The organism is uncultured Maribacter sp., from assembly GCF_947496775.1.
GTDB lineage: Bacteria > Bacteroidota > Bacteroidia > Flavobacteriales > Flavobacteriaceae > Maribacter_B.
The window spans coordinates 292,381-307,174 of record NZ_CANMDU010000002.1 but is presented as its reverse complement, the minus strand read 5'-3'; the positions used below and the strand labels follow the sequence as shown (position 1 = coordinate 307,174).

Below are 14,794 nucleotides of genomic sequence, written 5' to 3'. Positions count from 1 at the left end.
TACAAAAAATCATAATTAAAGTAATTTTTATGCATATAACATAATTATTCCTTTGCAAAAACGAAAATTAACTGTTATGCCACAGATAGATGAAACAGACCTTAGAATTCTACAAATTCTACAGAAAGATGCCAAAAAAACAACTAAAGAAATCGCAGAAGAATTAAACCTTACAGCCTCTCCTATCTATGAGCGTATACGAAAATTGGAGAAAAAAGGAATTATCAAAAAATATGTTGCCCTATTAGAGAAAAGCAAATTAGAAATACCAGTTACCGCTATATGTTTAGTTTCTCAACGTTACCATAATGAAGGGTTTATTGAAAAGTTTGAGAAACAAATTAAAGGATTAAAAGAGGTACAAGAGTGCTATCATATGGCCGGAAAAGTGGACTTTTTTCTTAAAATAAATATTAAAAGTTTACCCGCTTATCATGAATTTGTACGCACGAAATTATCCAAGATTGATAATATTGGGGTACTAGAGAGCTATTTTATTTTAAAGGAAATTACCAATACCACAGAGTATTCTTTTTAAGTACTTGGTCTTAAAAAATATAATTACACCAAAAAGTGACATTAATTCTTCTAAAAAGAACATTAAAACAGTATATTAGGCCGTTATTTACTCGATAATCGAGATTTAAATGTTCTGAGGTTTGCCTTAAAACAAAAAATTAGTTTCTGATAAATTCTTTGTGGGCTTAGCCCGAGGTAACTTACTATTTTAAAAGACAAAAAAAAGAATAACATACAGCTCTATGCCCGACAAAGAACCTGGACATTATGTACTATTAACGGATGACAATACGTATTTTGTAGAATACCTATTGGGTCATTTAGAGCTAAGCCCTAGTATAGACCAAGCCATGGTCTTTGAGGATAATGAAACCGCTTTTAATTTTCAAAAGTATTTAAGAAAAGAATGTAATTTAATTACATCTGTAAATACTTTTATAGATTAATTAGACAGTAAACCACTTATATTTAGGCTATTATAACACCAAGTTTATTTTCTTTCTCAAAAAAACAAAAAAACATTTCATAGAGATAAAAAAGCTTTATATATTTGCAGCCGCATTCAGCGAATAGCTGATGAGGCACTCAGGAGAAATGGCAGAGTGGTCGAATGCGGCAGTCTTGAAAACTGTTGAGGGTCACACCTCCGGGGGTTCGAATCCCTCTTTCTCCGCATAAAGAAAAGCTCAATTTCTATCTAGAAATTGAGCTTTCTCTTTTGTATAAACTTTTGATTGTTTAAAAAATACTTTATAACTCAAACAAACCCGGAAGATACATAGATATTGCAGGGATGTAAGTAATTAAAAGTAATACTGCGACCATAATAACTAAAAACGGAATTAAAGGTCTTATAACCTGCGAAACGGATACATTTGCTATACCACTGCCTACAAAGAGAATAGTCCCCACAGGCGGCGTGCAAAGACCAATACATAAGTTAAGCACTAATACAATTCCAAAATGAACTGGATCCATTCCTAAAGCTACCACTACAGGTAAAAAGATAGGTGTAAATATCAATACCGCTGGTGTCATATCCATAAAAGTTCCTATAATTAATAACACCAAATTAATCACTAAAAATATCACAATTTTGTTACTAAACTGCTCTAATAAAAAACCGCTAATAAGTTCTGGGATACCTTCAAAAGAAAACAACCAAGACATGGCCATAGAAGTACATATTAAAAACATTACCACTGCTGTAGTTTTGGCACTTGTCAATAAAATTGAAGGAAAATCTTTAACACTTATGTTTCCATAAATTAAAGCTAAAATTGCTGCATACAGAACAGCAATAGCCGAAGCTTCTGTTGCCGTAAAAATGCCTGCAACAATACCGCCAACAACTATTACTAATAAAAGTAAACTAAAAAAAGCTTTTCTAAAATAGGTCCAAATCAAAGATAATGGAACACGGCTTCCTTTAGCCAATTTACGAGTTATAGCAACAAAGGCTATATAAGCCATAATTGCAACACCCAGTAAAATTCCTGGGAAATACCCTGCAATAAATAATGCCGCTACCGAAGCTGTACCTCCACTTGCTAAAGCATATACTATTAAAATATTACTTGGCGGAATTAATAATCCGGTAGTAGAGGATGTAATATTCACAGATGCACTAAATTCTCTTGGATACCCCTCCTCTTCCATCCTATCTGTCATAATACTTCCTATGGCCGAAGTTGCTGCAATTGCGGAACCAGATATTGCTCCAAATAACATAGACCCTAATACATTTACATACGCCAACCCCCCAGGTAAACTTGCAACCATAGATTTTGCAAAATTTATGAGTCTGTTTGCAATACCACCACGTTTCATGATTTCACCTGCCAATACAAAAAATGGTATTGCTAATAAAGCAAAACTATCAATACCCGTAGTCATTCGTTGAGCTATAGTGGTAATGCCCGGCAGGTTATCAATATTCAACAATAAACTTATGGTTGTAGAAATACCAATACTATATGCTACAGGTACTTTTAACATTAAAAAAACGAAAAAACTAACAAATAAAACAATAATACTAATTATCTCTATACTCATATCTAGCTGGTTATTTTGTTTGTATTAATTTTGGTAATATGGTAAACGGAAAAACACATAATAAGTAAACCGCTTATTGGCAAAATAGCATAAATGTAGCCTAATGGAATTCTTAGAGTTCCAGATAGTTGCCCCAAATGCAAAGTAGTATACACCAAATTAAAACCGCCAACAACCATAACAATAAGAGCAAATAGAAAAATACATATTTCTATAAACAGCAATACCTTTTTTCTAGTTCTACCTGTAAATTTTTGATATAAAAAATCCATGGACAAATGCTCTCTTTTTCCATTTAAATATGCTGCTCCAAGAATAGACAACCAAATTAGAGAGAACCTTGCCAATTCCTCTGTAAATGCAAAAGAAGTATTTAATATATATCTCGAAAATACTTGACCTAAAACATCAATAACCAATAAACCAAAAATAGAAACCAAAATAATTTCTAATATCCGACAAACTCTACGGAAAAGAATATCTGTTGTTTTCATAAATATTATTTTATTATTTTATTATTTTATTGATGATAGGATTCATTTCTGGATGTTCTTTCCTAAACGTTTCTAAAACCGATTTCGATTGCTCTTGAAATAATGCCTTGTTAGGAATAATTACCTCTACTCCTGCTTTTTTTGCAGTTGCCATAGACTGCTCTACAGATTCTTGCCAAAATCTCTTTTGCGCTTGAGATGATTCATCTGCTGACTCTTGTACCCAAACTTTCTCTTGATCCGATAAACTACTCCAATATTTTGTTCCTATTAACAATACATCCGGAACAGAAGAATGTTGATCTAATGTATAATATTTACTAACCTCATAATGGTTAGAAGACACAAAGGACGGAGCATTGTTTTCTGCACCATCTACAACACCTTGCTGTATAGCCGTATACAATTCTCCAAAAGACATTGGAGTTGCCGAACCGCCTAGTGCATTTACCATGTTTATTGCCATTTGATTGTTCATCACACGAATTTTAAGGCCTTTTAAATCCTCCGGTGTTCGTACTGCTTTATTTGATGTGTAAAAGCTTCTACTACCAGCATCATAATAACATAAACCTCGGAGCCAAAACTTCTCTCCTTTTTGTAAAATAGATTTCCCAACTTCCCCTTCCAAAACTGCAAACTGATGTTGCTTGTCTTTAAACAAATACGGAATTCCTAAAACATGATATTCTGGTACAAAATTAGATAAGGTAGCCGCACTTACTTTGGTTATAGCCACACTACCAATTTGAAGCAACTCTAAAGCCTCTCGCTCAGAACCTAATTGCCCATCTGGAAAAATTTTAACATTCATTTTTCCTCCAGACTTTTCATTTAAAGCCTTTTTAAATTCTAAAATACCTTTATGCACAGGATGGGTTTGCGGTAATGTATGTGCCAAATACATAGTTTTAACATCCTTGTTCTTTTTACACCCAAGCGTAATCAAGAAAATTAAAAAAACACAGAATATTCTATTTATCATTTATAGTTTAATTTTCAAAATTGAAATAATTAACAGCGTTTTGATAGCATATATCCGAAATCATTTTTCCAAGAAATTCCATATCATTAGGTACCAATCCATTTACAACATCATTCGCAATTAAATTACACAAAACACGCCTAAAATATTCATGTCTTGGAAAGGACAAAAAACTTCTACTATCGGTAAGCATTCCCACAAAACGACTTAACAATCCCATATTAGAGAGTGTATTTAGTTGTTTCTCCATACCATCTTTTTGATCTAAAAACCACCAACCAGAACCCCATTGCATTTTCCCCGGACAATCCGAACTTTGAAAATTACCCATCATTGTTGCGAACACTTCATTCTGAGAAGGGTTTAAATTATAGCATATAGCTTTTGCCAATTGATTAGTAGAATTGAGTGTATTAAATAATTTTGACATAAACTCTGCCATAGGATAATCTCCAATAGAATCTACACCAGCATCAGTACCTACTTGGTCTAACAATAATGTATTATTATTTCGGATAGGCCCTAAATGGTATTGTTGCACCCAATTATATTCATGATATTTTTTACCTAAATAAACAAATAGGAATGACCTATACTCATCTATTTCATTTATAGTAAGTTTATTTTCTTTTAGTTTTTTATCAAAAATTAAAGAAACCCCCTCTAGTGTATAATCGACCATACGTAAAGCTGCTCCAATTCCAAAATCGGATAAACGACATCCATTAGTATTAAAGAAATGAATACGCTTATCTATTGCTTTTAAAAAATTTGCTAGCGTATTAATTTCAAGATTAGCACTCACCCCTAATTTCTGAATGTAATTGGAAAACTCTTTTTTATTTATAAAAAACAACTCATCTGCTCTAAAAGTCGGTAATACTTTGGTATAGAAATTTCCTTTTTCTTTTATTTGCTTATGGTACTTAAGATTATCCGTTGGGTCATCCGTGGTACAAACCACCTCTACTTTCATATCCTCTAGTAACTGTGCGGGTGTTTTATTTTCTAAAACGGTATTTGCTTTTTTATAAATAGCTTTGGCTGTACTCGACTGTAGAATATCATCTACATTGAAATAACGCTTTAACTCTAACTGTGTCCAATGAAACAATGGATTTCTTACTGTATAAGGTACTGTTTCTGCCCATTTATTAAATCGTTCTTCTAAAGTTGCTGTACCTGTAATATATTTTTCCTCTACACCATTGGCACGCATTCCACGCCATTTATAATGATCCCCATCTAACCATACTTCTGTAATATTCCGGACAGGTTCATTCTCGGCAATCTTCCTTGCAGATAAATGGTTATGATAATCTATTATTGGCAAATCTTTGGCATATGTATGATACAGAGTTTCCGCTATCTCTGTTTGCAATAAAAAATTATCCGTAATAAATGTTTTAGATTTTATGAATGTCATTATCTAATGCTTTTAGATATTCCAAATTCTAACCCTCTTAGTTCTGCTAACCCTCTTAATCTACCGATTCCGGAATACCCTGGATTGGTTTTCTTACGTAAATCATCGAGCATTTGGTGTCCATGATCCGGTCTTACCGGAATGGCAAAATCTGAATATCCTTCAGTTTTACGTCTTTTTTCTTCTTCGATAATTAGTTTAACTATACTATACATATCTACATCACCCTCTAAATGATTAGCTTCATAGAAGTTTCCATGCAAATCGCGCTTTGTACTCCGCAAATGAAGAAAATGAACACGATTAGCAAAACGCTTAAAAATTTGCACTAAATCGTTATCCGCTCTTACTCCTAAAGACCCTGTGCAAAAAGTAATTCCATTTGCTCTATTGGGAATATTATCAAATAAATAAGCATAATCTTCTTCTGTACTTACTACTCTTGGCAATCCTAAAATAGGATATGGTGGATCATCTGGATGAATACACATAAGTATTTTGTATTCCGAAGCAACAGGGATGATTTCTTTTAGGAAGAATACTAAGTTTTCTCTTAAAACGGAAGCATTAACATTTTTATACGTATCTAAAATGGTTTGAAACTGCTCTAAAGTGTACCCTTCTTCTGCACCTGGCAAACCTGCAATTATATTTTTTATTAATTGTGTTTTATTTTCATCTGAAAGATTATCAACATACGTTTTAGCATCCTTTTGCTGCTCTTGCGTATACATGTTTTCAGCTCCCGGTCTTTTTAATAAAAAAAGTTCAAAGGCTGCAAAGGCAATAACATCAAACCGTAATGCTTTAGATCCATCCTCTACAGTAAAATTTAAATCAGTACGGGTCCAATCCAAAACAGGCATAAAATTATAGCACACAATACGAATGCCACATTTTGCTAAATTCTCTATACTCTGTTTATATCGCCTAATATAGATTTTATAATCACCCGACCGAGTTTTTATATTTTCATGTACCGGAATACTCTCTACTACACTCCAAACTAAACCAGAAGTTTCTATAGCATCCTTTCTTTTCTGAATTTCATCCACACTCCACACCTCTCCGTTCGGAATATGATGTAATGCCGAAACAATACCTGTTGCTCCTGCTTGTTTTATATCTAATAGAGATACAGGGTCATTTGGTCCGTACCACCTCCATGTTTGTTGCATTATATTATATTTTTAATTAAACACCACTATAAGCAGCAAAACCGCCATCAATTGGTATTACAACTCCTGTTACAAAAGAAGAAGCATCATCGCACAAATAGAGCGTTGTACTTATTAAGTCTTCTGGTTTACCATATCGCCCCATAGGAGTTTGATCTATAATTTGTTTCCCTCTTTGTGTTAAGGAACCATCTTCATTGGTTAATAAGGTTCTATTTTGCTCCGTTAAGAAAAAACCTGGTGCCAAGGCATTGACCCTAATTCCTACTTTAGAAAAATGTACTGCTAACCATTGTGTAAAATTAGATACAGCTGCTTTTGCCCCACTATAAGCAGGGATTTTTGTTAATGGCGTAAATGCGTTCATAGAGGATATATTTAAAACACTACAACCTTCTTTGCCTACCATATCCTTTGCAAACACTTGCGTAGGAAGTAAAGTGCCTATAAAATTTAAATCGAATACAAACTTAATTCCCGAAGGGTCTAAATCAAAAAATGTCTTAAAACCTTCTTCGGTATTTTCTAAATCGCCAGAAGTTAAATGTGTGTTAGAAGTTGTTCCTAAAGGATGATTACCTCCGGCTCCATTAATTAGAATATCGCATCCTCCCAATTTATTATTCACTTCTTTTTTCGCTTCATCTAAGGAGTCTCTTTCCAAAACATTGGCTTCAATACCTATAGCAATACCACCATCTGCATTAATTTCATTTGCAATTTTATCTGCAGCATATTTGTTTAAATCTAAAACTGCAATTTTGTGTCCTTTCTTTCCGAGTTCTTTTGCTAGTGTTCCACACAAAACTCCTCCTGCTCCCGTTAACACAATCACTTTTTTCATATTTAAGAAACTTATTTTTATGAATTATTAGCTACACTAGCAATATATTCGTGTGCGCACACACAAATATATTGAAAATTTGCGTACACACGTTAAAGAACATTTTTTTTATTACATTGCTAAGATTCATCTTTATGTTTCTACTATTTTTACGGTCTATAGAAACCAGCACGCATAAAAAATAATATGATTACAATAAAGGATATAGCCAAAAAAGCCAACGTCTCTGAAGGCACAGTGGATAGAGTTATACATAACCGAGGTGGCGTATCTAAAAAAACAAAAGCTAAAGTAAAAGAGATTCTTGCTTTTTATAATTTTAGAGTTAATCCTGTTGCCAGCGCCCTTGCAATGAAAAACAAACATTTTATTGCAGCGCTTATTCCTGAACACAATGACTCGGATCTATTTTGGAAATCTCCTTATTTAGGAATCTTAAAAGGAGCTAATGATGTAAAGCGGTTTGGCGTACAAGTAAATAACTTTACATTTAATCAATATGATCCTGATTCTTACTTAAAGACCTTTTTTTCTTTATTGGAGACCAAACCAACTGCGGTTATTATGGTTCCTAACTTTTTAAAAGAGACAAAAATAATTGTATCAAAATTAGAAGCTCTAGACATTCCCTATTTGTTTTTAAATATTAATATTGATGGTTTTAACAACAAAGCTTTTGTTGGCCAAGACTCCTATATGGCAGGTTATATTGCGGGGAAACTCATGAATTTAAGTGTACCTAAGCCCTCTTCTTTCTTAATAATACAGGCTAGGCATAATATCATTAAAAACAACTCCATATCGAATAGAATAAAAGGTTTTAATGAATATTTATTAAAAAACAGGATATCTTCTAAAACCCAAACATTGCAAATTGACAACTTAAACGATTCTTTGAATACTAAGGAAAAAATAAATACCTATTTAAAAGATCATCCAGAAGTTGAAGGTATTTTTGTGCCTTCAAGTAGAATTTACATTGTTGTTAATTGTATAGAAGCTAGTTATTTAAAAAATATTAAATTTATTGGCTTTGATAATACACCCCAAAATATTGAATGTTTAAAAAATGATTCTGTTTCTTTCCTAATATCTCAAAAACCATTTGAACAAGGTTATGAATCGGTTCGTTTAATGACCAACTGTTTAACATTGAAAAAAGACTATTTAAATAATAAAATACATTTGCCAATTGACATTTTAACCAAGGAAAATGTAGACTATAATGAAAGAAACGAGATTGTTTTTGAAAGTGAAGTACAGAAAAACAATTCTTAAAATACACCATTGTTTTACAGGAATAATTGTACCCCTGAGGTTTTTAAAACAATTATACTTCCCCTATAACAGTCCTTTAATATTAACAAATAACAAGCAACAAAAAATCTTATCTGTTAATTTAGAATATAAAATTACCTATTTCTACTACTTTCTGCTTTATAAATGGGAATCTTTTAAATACTTTAAATAATTTTTAAGATTTAAAAGCGTTAAAAATGATTCCTGTGTATTAGCTTCGCAGGTTCTAATACTATGACAATTTGATTTTAGATTTTATCATATCATTTTTATGGAGCATATCTCCTTTTGGTGAAGCAAAAGTTGGTATTCCATACGGTTTAATTAATGGCTTAAACAAATACGTTGTATTTGTTGTTTGCTTTGCCGCTAACGTATTAGTTTTTCCTTTAATGCTTTTCTTTCTTGAAAAAATTAATAAGTATTTACTACGCATGCACTTGTACAAAAAGGCTGCTCTATATATTGCTAGAAAAGCAAAAAAAGGTTCTGGAGATAAAATTCATAAATACGGCTTCTGGGGCTTAATCTTTTTTGTAATGCTACCAGTACCTGGAACTGGTGTTTACGCCGGAAGCATAGCTAGCTACTTGTTTAAGATAGAAAAGAAAAAAGCATTTATAGCAAATACAATTGGTATTTATATATCATCGGTTATTATATGGGTTACCACAGTACTAACTATGAAAGGAGTTTAACTTCTTTTAAAAGTTTTACTGTCTTTATACTTCATAAACATATTTATCCAAATATTTCTTGATATTCTTAATATTATTGGTAACGATATTATCATTACTATAACTATTACAACATAAGAGGCTACCAAATCTAAATGAAATAAATAATACGAAATTACCAAAGCAAACGCTCCAAAAGCTATACCCACGGGATAACTAACATACATAGCTCCATAAAAAAAAGAAGGCTCTATTTTATATTTAGTATTGCAAGAAGAGCACCTTTCTATCATCTTTAAAGTACTGCCTAACTTATAAGGGCTAGACTCTAAATACATACTTTCATTTTGACAAACAGGACATTTACCACTTAATATACTATATATTTTTGTTCCTTTTAGAGATTTCATAATACCATTTTAACTTTAAACACAACCCTAACTAACTTAATAATAGCGCTTTATTCAAAACACAAAAGTATTTAATTACAATAACAAAAACATCAAATAAAACACTCATTTTTTTGTACTTTTAAGACATTTACAATCTTATATGAAAGTAATTCCTACTCTTAATATTGAACAATTCGAAGAAGAAGCATCTTTATCTGAATTCTATAGCAACCATTTAGATACTCATTTAACAAAAAATAAAAATATTATTCATAAACCGCATAGGCATGATTTTTTTCTTTGTGTTATTTTTAAAAAGGGATCTGGGGTTCATGAAATCGATTTTGATTCTTATCCTATTACCAATGGAAGCGTTTTTTTCTTGAAACCTGGGCAAACCCATAGTTGGACTTTCGACAACTCTCCTGAAGGGTATATCTTTTTTCATACCCAAGAGTTCTACTCTTTATTTTTCTCTAACAAATCTCTAGCACAATTTCCTTTTTATTATTCCTATAAAAACCCGCCTAATCTAATTTTAAAAGTAACCGAGTTAAAAAAAGCAATTTCTCTTTTTAAAGAAATAAATACAGAGTTTTACCAAAAATTAAGTTATCAAAAACAAAAAATTGCAAATCTCGTAAACCTCCTATACATAGATTTAAGTAGGTCATATGCACCCTCAGAACCTTCTATTATTATTTCATCTAATTACATATCTACGCTAGAAACTTTAGAACAGGCCATTGAAGAATTCTTTAAAACTCAAAAATCTGTAGCTTTTTATGCCAGCCATTTACATATTACTACTAAACACCTGAATAGGATTACCAAAACCACTTTAAACAAAACCCCTACGGAATTAATTACAGAACGTATTTTACTTGAAGCTAAACGTTTAATGGTGCATACAGATAATACATTAAACAAAATTTCAGAAATTTTAGGATATACAGATTATGCTTATTTTTCTAGATTGTTTAAACAAAAAACAGGTATTACTCCTTTACAATTTAAAAAAAGGTATTAGTTCTTAACCAAAAAAACCTAAAGAGCTTCTATTTAAACTCACGGTATACTAGCCACAGGCAACTCTATTAAGTACCTATTGAAAAAAACATTTGGAGCCAAACCTAGGAGGCTTTGCATATCTATTATCAAGTAAATTTTTAAAAACCTATGAATTTTTACTAACAATCTATTGAAAATGTTTCTGCAACTTTGAGGAGTAATATTAAAACCCCCATAATCATGAAGCACAAATTAACCTACATTAAAGCGTTAGCATGTATTTTTCTCTTATGTTGTTTTACAAAGATTAACGCTCAGGAAACTGGCGACCAAATAGGTCCAAAAAAATTAAAATATCGCACTAATATTAAAGCAGAACAATATGCTCAGTTAAAAGAATTAGGATATAGCGATGTAGAAATTTATCAAGATTTAGGTAATGCTAATTTTTTATCTAACAATTATGAAAACGCTTTGTTTTGGTATAGCAAGCTACAAAAAATAAAAGGCTTGTCCCCTACGTACCAAGAACGTTTTACGCATGCCCTTTCCCAAACTAGCATGCCAACTATAGCTGCTACCAATTCTAACAAAGATTGGTTAGCCCAAATTAAAAGAGATTACGAGCTAGATAAAAATCCCAGAAATAAACGGTTTAAAAAGTTAAATTTTTTAAACAATAATACTTCAAGCTTAAATTTAACACTAGAAAAAAAGTCTCCAGAGATTACTAAAAACATAATCGATAAGAGCATAGAATATAAGAATGCGTACGAAACCCCCATATCGGTAACTGCAGATGGCAAAACTGCCTATTTTAGTAAACCCACAGCTATAAAACCTTCTACCGGAGTTTTTTCTAAAATGCAAATAGTGCACAAAACATACTCTGCCAAAAAAGTAAATGGAAAATGGACAGAAATAAAAGAAATAGTCCTTTGCCCCAAGCGGTACTCTTCTGTACACCCAACAGTTTCTGCAGATGGAAGACGTTTATTCTTTGCTTCTAATATGCCCGGCACTTTTGGTAAGTATGACATTTATGTGTCTGACATGCAATCAGATGGCTCTTTTGGAATTGCCAAAAACTTAGGAACTAAAGTAAACACTAAGAAAAATGATTTATACCCTAAACTTGTAAACGGAACTTCCCTGTTATTTGCCTCTGACGGTCGTAAAGGTTTTGGTGGACTAGATGTTTATATGGTACAGGTACAAAAGAAAAAAGTAGGATGGGCTACCAATTTAGGAACATCAATAAATAGTAACAAAGATGATTTTGCCATCGCATTAAATGGAAACGGCCAAGGTTATGTGGTTAGCAACCGAGGAAATTCCACTGGAGAATTACAACACATTGCATTTTCACTAAAACCAAAAAGAAAAGACAAACAAGATAATCTTCAATTTAATCCTATTGACGTGCTTACTACACATGCTACAAATACAGATTATACAAGTTCCATTTTTGAAGATGAACAGCCCTAGAATAAGGTAACCCCAGACCTTACATCTTTTCCTCAACTCCAAGTTTTAGCACAATTAACTATGGTGTTGCTGTAGATTTTTACATAGAAGAACCCAAATTTAAGTGTTATGAAACATTCTAATCCCCTCATTGTTAAGAGTAGTTTTGTTATTATTTTTTTATTATGCTTTTCTCCATTTTCGAAAGCACAAGAAGTTAGCGGCACTAACTCTAGCAATAACTATCACAACCAGCTGTTTTTTAATAGATACCTTATAAACCCAACCTTTTCTCTGGTTAGAGAAAATAAATCTTATTTAAATATTCTACATAGAAATCAATATTCTACATTCGAAGATAATAGCCAGAACTATTTTCTTGGATTTAGTAATTTAATTAATGAAAAAACTGCCCTAGGTATAGGTGTATATAGCCAATGGTCCGGCGTTGTTCAGCAATTTGGTTTTAATGCAAACTATGCTACATCTGTACAATTGGGAGCCAAAAGTAAACTAACATTTGGAACCAATATTACCTATTACAATGAAGGAGTAGATAAAAACCGTATTGTTGCAACGCAAAATGACGGACAAATAAATAATGCCAAAAAAGAAAGTAAGCTAGCAATACAACCTGGAATGGCTCTTTCTATCGGTAAGTTTGATATTGGTATATATGCTACAGATTTATTAAAATATAATCAAAGTTCCAATGAGTTTAGCACCAACTTAAACACAAAGACACTCCAAACCTCTTTACAATATACACATACCTTTAATGCCGGCAGAGGACTTTTTAAGGACGCTAGATTATTACCATTAGTACAAATAGGGCAAAACGCAGACAATTCTTTTAATTATATGGGGTCTTTTCTATTAGATATGCCCAGCTACGGCTGGATACAATCTACTTACGATGCTGCTCATGGTATTTCTGCAGGAGTTGGCTTTAATTTGAGCAAAAAAATGTCATTAGGATATTTATTAGAAAAAAATGTGGTTACAGAAGAAGCGAACCTTGGATGGAATCATGAACTTTCTTTGGCATATACTTTTAAAGATAACACTGCCTACGGAGGTGCCTTTACAGAAAACTCTAACGACCAAAAAATAGATGGCATTATTCGTAATTACGAAGAACAAATACTACAGCTCATTGCCGATAAAAATGAAATGCTTGCTGAAAACCAAGCGATTCAAAAGAATAATTCTTTTCAAGAACAGAAAACAATAAAAGTAAAAAAGACAGATACTATTAAAAAAAATACGCTCCAGGAAACAACTATTAAGGACTTAGCTTATGAAAATAGACAACTATTAGATGCTCTAATTCTTAGGCAAGATTCTATCGAGGCTGCAAGGAACGCTGATTTAGAGAAACGTTTTAAGACCTTAGCGCGTCTGGTAAAATCTGAAATAAAAAGAAACAGCACTCCAACACCTACTAACATTACAAAGAAAAGCAATAGCAATTTGGCTAGTGTAAAATCGACCACAGTTAAAGAAACAAAACCTATTGCTGTTAAAACGGAAAGAGCATTTGCTAATCATGAAACCAAGGATTATGTTAAACTCCCTATAAAAGTTCTTGATCAAGATAATATTGTTGGTGTTAAATCTGGCTACTACGTTATTGCCAATGTTTATAAAACAAAAAAATACTTAGACGCCTTTATTCATACTTTGAAAGACCAAGGACTAAACGCAAAACAATTTTACAATAAAGAAAATGGATTGTATTACGTATATCTAGCCGATTACAACTATAAAAAAGATGCAGAAACCGCTTTTGTATCAAACTTAAACGGAAAGTACAATGATGAAAAATGGATTATGCAGGTAGATAATAGAATGGCAACCGTATCTAACACTTATAATGATTAAAACCAATTTCAACTTCTAAGATATTTTGTGCTGATAAAAGGAGGGGTCTCCGGGGGGAGTAACACTTCCCTCCTTTTTATTATCATCCACAGAAAGCTTTCCTTAACAATTCATTCCTATACATATTAAAAAAATAGATTCTTAAACTCTTTCCAATAGCAATCTAAGTACAAAGGCTTACACTTCATCGACAAAAACAGACTTCCTACTATAGAAATAGTGCATTTTAACGAATATTCATGCAATTTACCCTAAGTTATGTAATATATAACTATATTTAAGTAAGCGAATACGTATTTTATGTTTAACCCCAAATCCCCCCAAAAAACATGGAATTAAATCTTTACTCTAACAAATCTAGTGTTTTTAAAACACTACAATTTTACCATAACCAACTCTACAATTGGTTATTTCTAAGAAAAAATATCAGCACAAAGAGAGAGTATATTTTTCCTCTTTTGTTTGATAAAAATCCTAAAGTCTCCTGACAGTTATAATCATTTTGTTTTTTTCTATAATACGTAATAGTCGTATCGACTTATTATCCATATTCCTATAGAAAA

The 14,794-nt window shown here is 32.1% G+C and carries 14 protein-coding genes and 1 tRNA gene; 8 read left to right on the top strand and 7 right to left on the bottom strand.

Translation table 11 applies throughout. The annotated features are described in order from the left end of the window. Positions 1–76 precede the first annotated feature (76 nt). The 3 genes from Q0856_RS05945 (at position 77) to Q0856_RS05935 (ending at position 1,192) form a co-directional block, all read left to right on the top strand. Positions 77–538 carry an Lrp/AsnC family transcriptional regulator gene (locus Q0856_RS05945; RefSeq protein WP_298503425.1) on the top strand — a complete coding sequence of 154 codons (462 nt, stop codon included), beginning with the start codon at positions 77–79 and terminating at the stop codon, positions 536–538. A gap of 223 nt (positions 539–761) precedes the next feature. Further along, entirely contained in the window at positions 762–965 is a 204-nt protein-coding gene (locus Q0856_RS05940) for a hypothetical protein (protein WP_298476079.1), read from the top strand. A 142-nt stretch (positions 966–1,107) separates the two neighbouring features. Then, positions 1,108–1,192, top strand: a tRNA-Ser gene (locus tag Q0856_RS05935). A gap of 77 nt (positions 1,193–1,269) precedes the next feature. Here Q0856_RS05935 and Q0856_RS05930 read toward each other — a convergent pair. The 6 genes from Q0856_RS05930 to Q0856_RS05905 all read right to left on the bottom strand — a co-directional run bounded on the left by Q0856_RS05930 (position 1,270) and on the right by Q0856_RS05905 (position 7,501). Further along, positions 1,270–2,574 carry a TRAP transporter large permease subunit gene (locus Q0856_RS05930; RefSeq protein ID WP_298503423.1) on the bottom strand — a complete coding sequence of 435 codons (1,305 nt, stop codon included), beginning with the start codon at positions 2,572–2,574 and terminating at the stop codon, positions 1,270–1,272. Positions 2,575–2,576: 2 nt separating this feature from the next. Then, the gene (locus tag Q0856_RS05925; protein ID WP_298476119.1) at positions 2,577–3,068 is read right to left on the bottom strand and encodes a TRAP transporter small permease; all 492 of its coding nucleotides are present in this window, start codon (positions 3,066–3,068) and stop codon (positions 2,577–2,579) included. Between the two features lie 13 nt (positions 3,069–3,081). Then, a complete protein-coding gene (locus Q0856_RS05920; RefSeq protein WP_298503616.1) occupies positions 3,082–3,975 on the bottom strand; it encodes a TRAP transporter substrate-binding protein in 894 nt (297 codons plus the stop codon). Positions 3,976–4,060: 85 nt separating this feature from the next. Continuing rightward, on the bottom strand, positions 4,061–5,479 hold the full coding sequence (gene uxaC, locus Q0856_RS05915) for a glucuronate isomerase (RefSeq protein WP_298503421.1): 1,419 nt from the start codon (positions 5,477–5,479) through the stop codon (positions 4,061–4,063). Then, a complete protein-coding gene (gene uxuA, locus Q0856_RS05910; protein WP_298503418.1) occupies positions 5,479–6,657 on the bottom strand; it encodes a mannonate dehydratase in 1,179 nt (392 codons plus the stop codon). Before uxuA ends, uxaC begins: the two co-directional genes overlap by 1 nt. A gap of 16 nt (positions 6,658–6,673) precedes the next feature. Beyond that, positions 6,674–7,501: an SDR family oxidoreductase gene (locus Q0856_RS05905; RefSeq protein ID WP_298503416.1), complete on the bottom strand. Its 828-nt coding sequence runs from the start codon at positions 7,499–7,501 to the stop codon at positions 6,674–6,676. A 186-nt stretch (positions 7,502–7,687) separates the two neighbouring features. Between Q0856_RS05905 and Q0856_RS05900 the strand changes: the two genes are divergently transcribed. Continuing rightward, positions 7,688–8,779: a LacI family DNA-binding transcriptional regulator gene (locus Q0856_RS05900; protein WP_298503415.1), complete on the top strand. Its 1,092-nt coding sequence runs from the start codon at positions 7,688–7,690 to the stop codon at positions 8,777–8,779. A 263-nt stretch (positions 8,780–9,042) separates the two neighbouring features. Next, the gene (locus Q0856_RS05895) at positions 9,043–9,498 is read left to right on the top strand and encodes a small multi-drug export protein (RefSeq protein WP_298503414.1); all 456 of its coding nucleotides are present in this window, start codon (positions 9,043–9,045) and stop codon (positions 9,496–9,498) included. Here the strand turns inward: Q0856_RS05895 and Q0856_RS05890 are convergent. Next, complete coding sequence (locus tag Q0856_RS05890) at positions 9,495–9,887, bottom strand: DUF983 domain-containing protein (RefSeq protein ID WP_298503412.1); 393 nt, start codon at positions 9,885–9,887, stop codon at positions 9,495–9,497. The two genes, Q0856_RS05895 and Q0856_RS05890, sit on opposite strands and share 4 nt — an antisense overlap. A 142-nt stretch (positions 9,888–10,029) precedes the next feature. Between Q0856_RS05890 and Q0856_RS05885 the strand changes: the two genes are divergently transcribed. The 3 genes from Q0856_RS05885 (at position 10,030) to Q0856_RS05875 (ending at position 14,231) form a co-directional block, all read left to right on the top strand. After that, entirely contained in the window at positions 10,030–10,899 is an 870-nt protein-coding gene (locus Q0856_RS05885; RefSeq protein WP_298476139.1) for an AraC family transcriptional regulator, read from the top strand. A 221-nt stretch (positions 10,900–11,120) separates the two neighbouring features. Further along, complete coding sequence (locus Q0856_RS05880) at positions 11,121–12,368, top strand: cell envelope biogenesis protein OmpA (protein ID WP_298503410.1); 1,248 nt, start codon at positions 11,121–11,123, stop codon at positions 12,366–12,368. A 108-nt stretch (positions 12,369–12,476) separates the two neighbouring features. Then, on the top strand, positions 12,477–14,231 hold the full coding sequence (locus tag Q0856_RS05875; RefSeq protein WP_298503408.1) for a type IX secretion system membrane protein PorP/SprF: 1,755 nt from the start codon (positions 12,477–12,479) through the stop codon (positions 14,229–14,231). Positions 14,232–14,794: the final 563 nt, after the last annotated feature.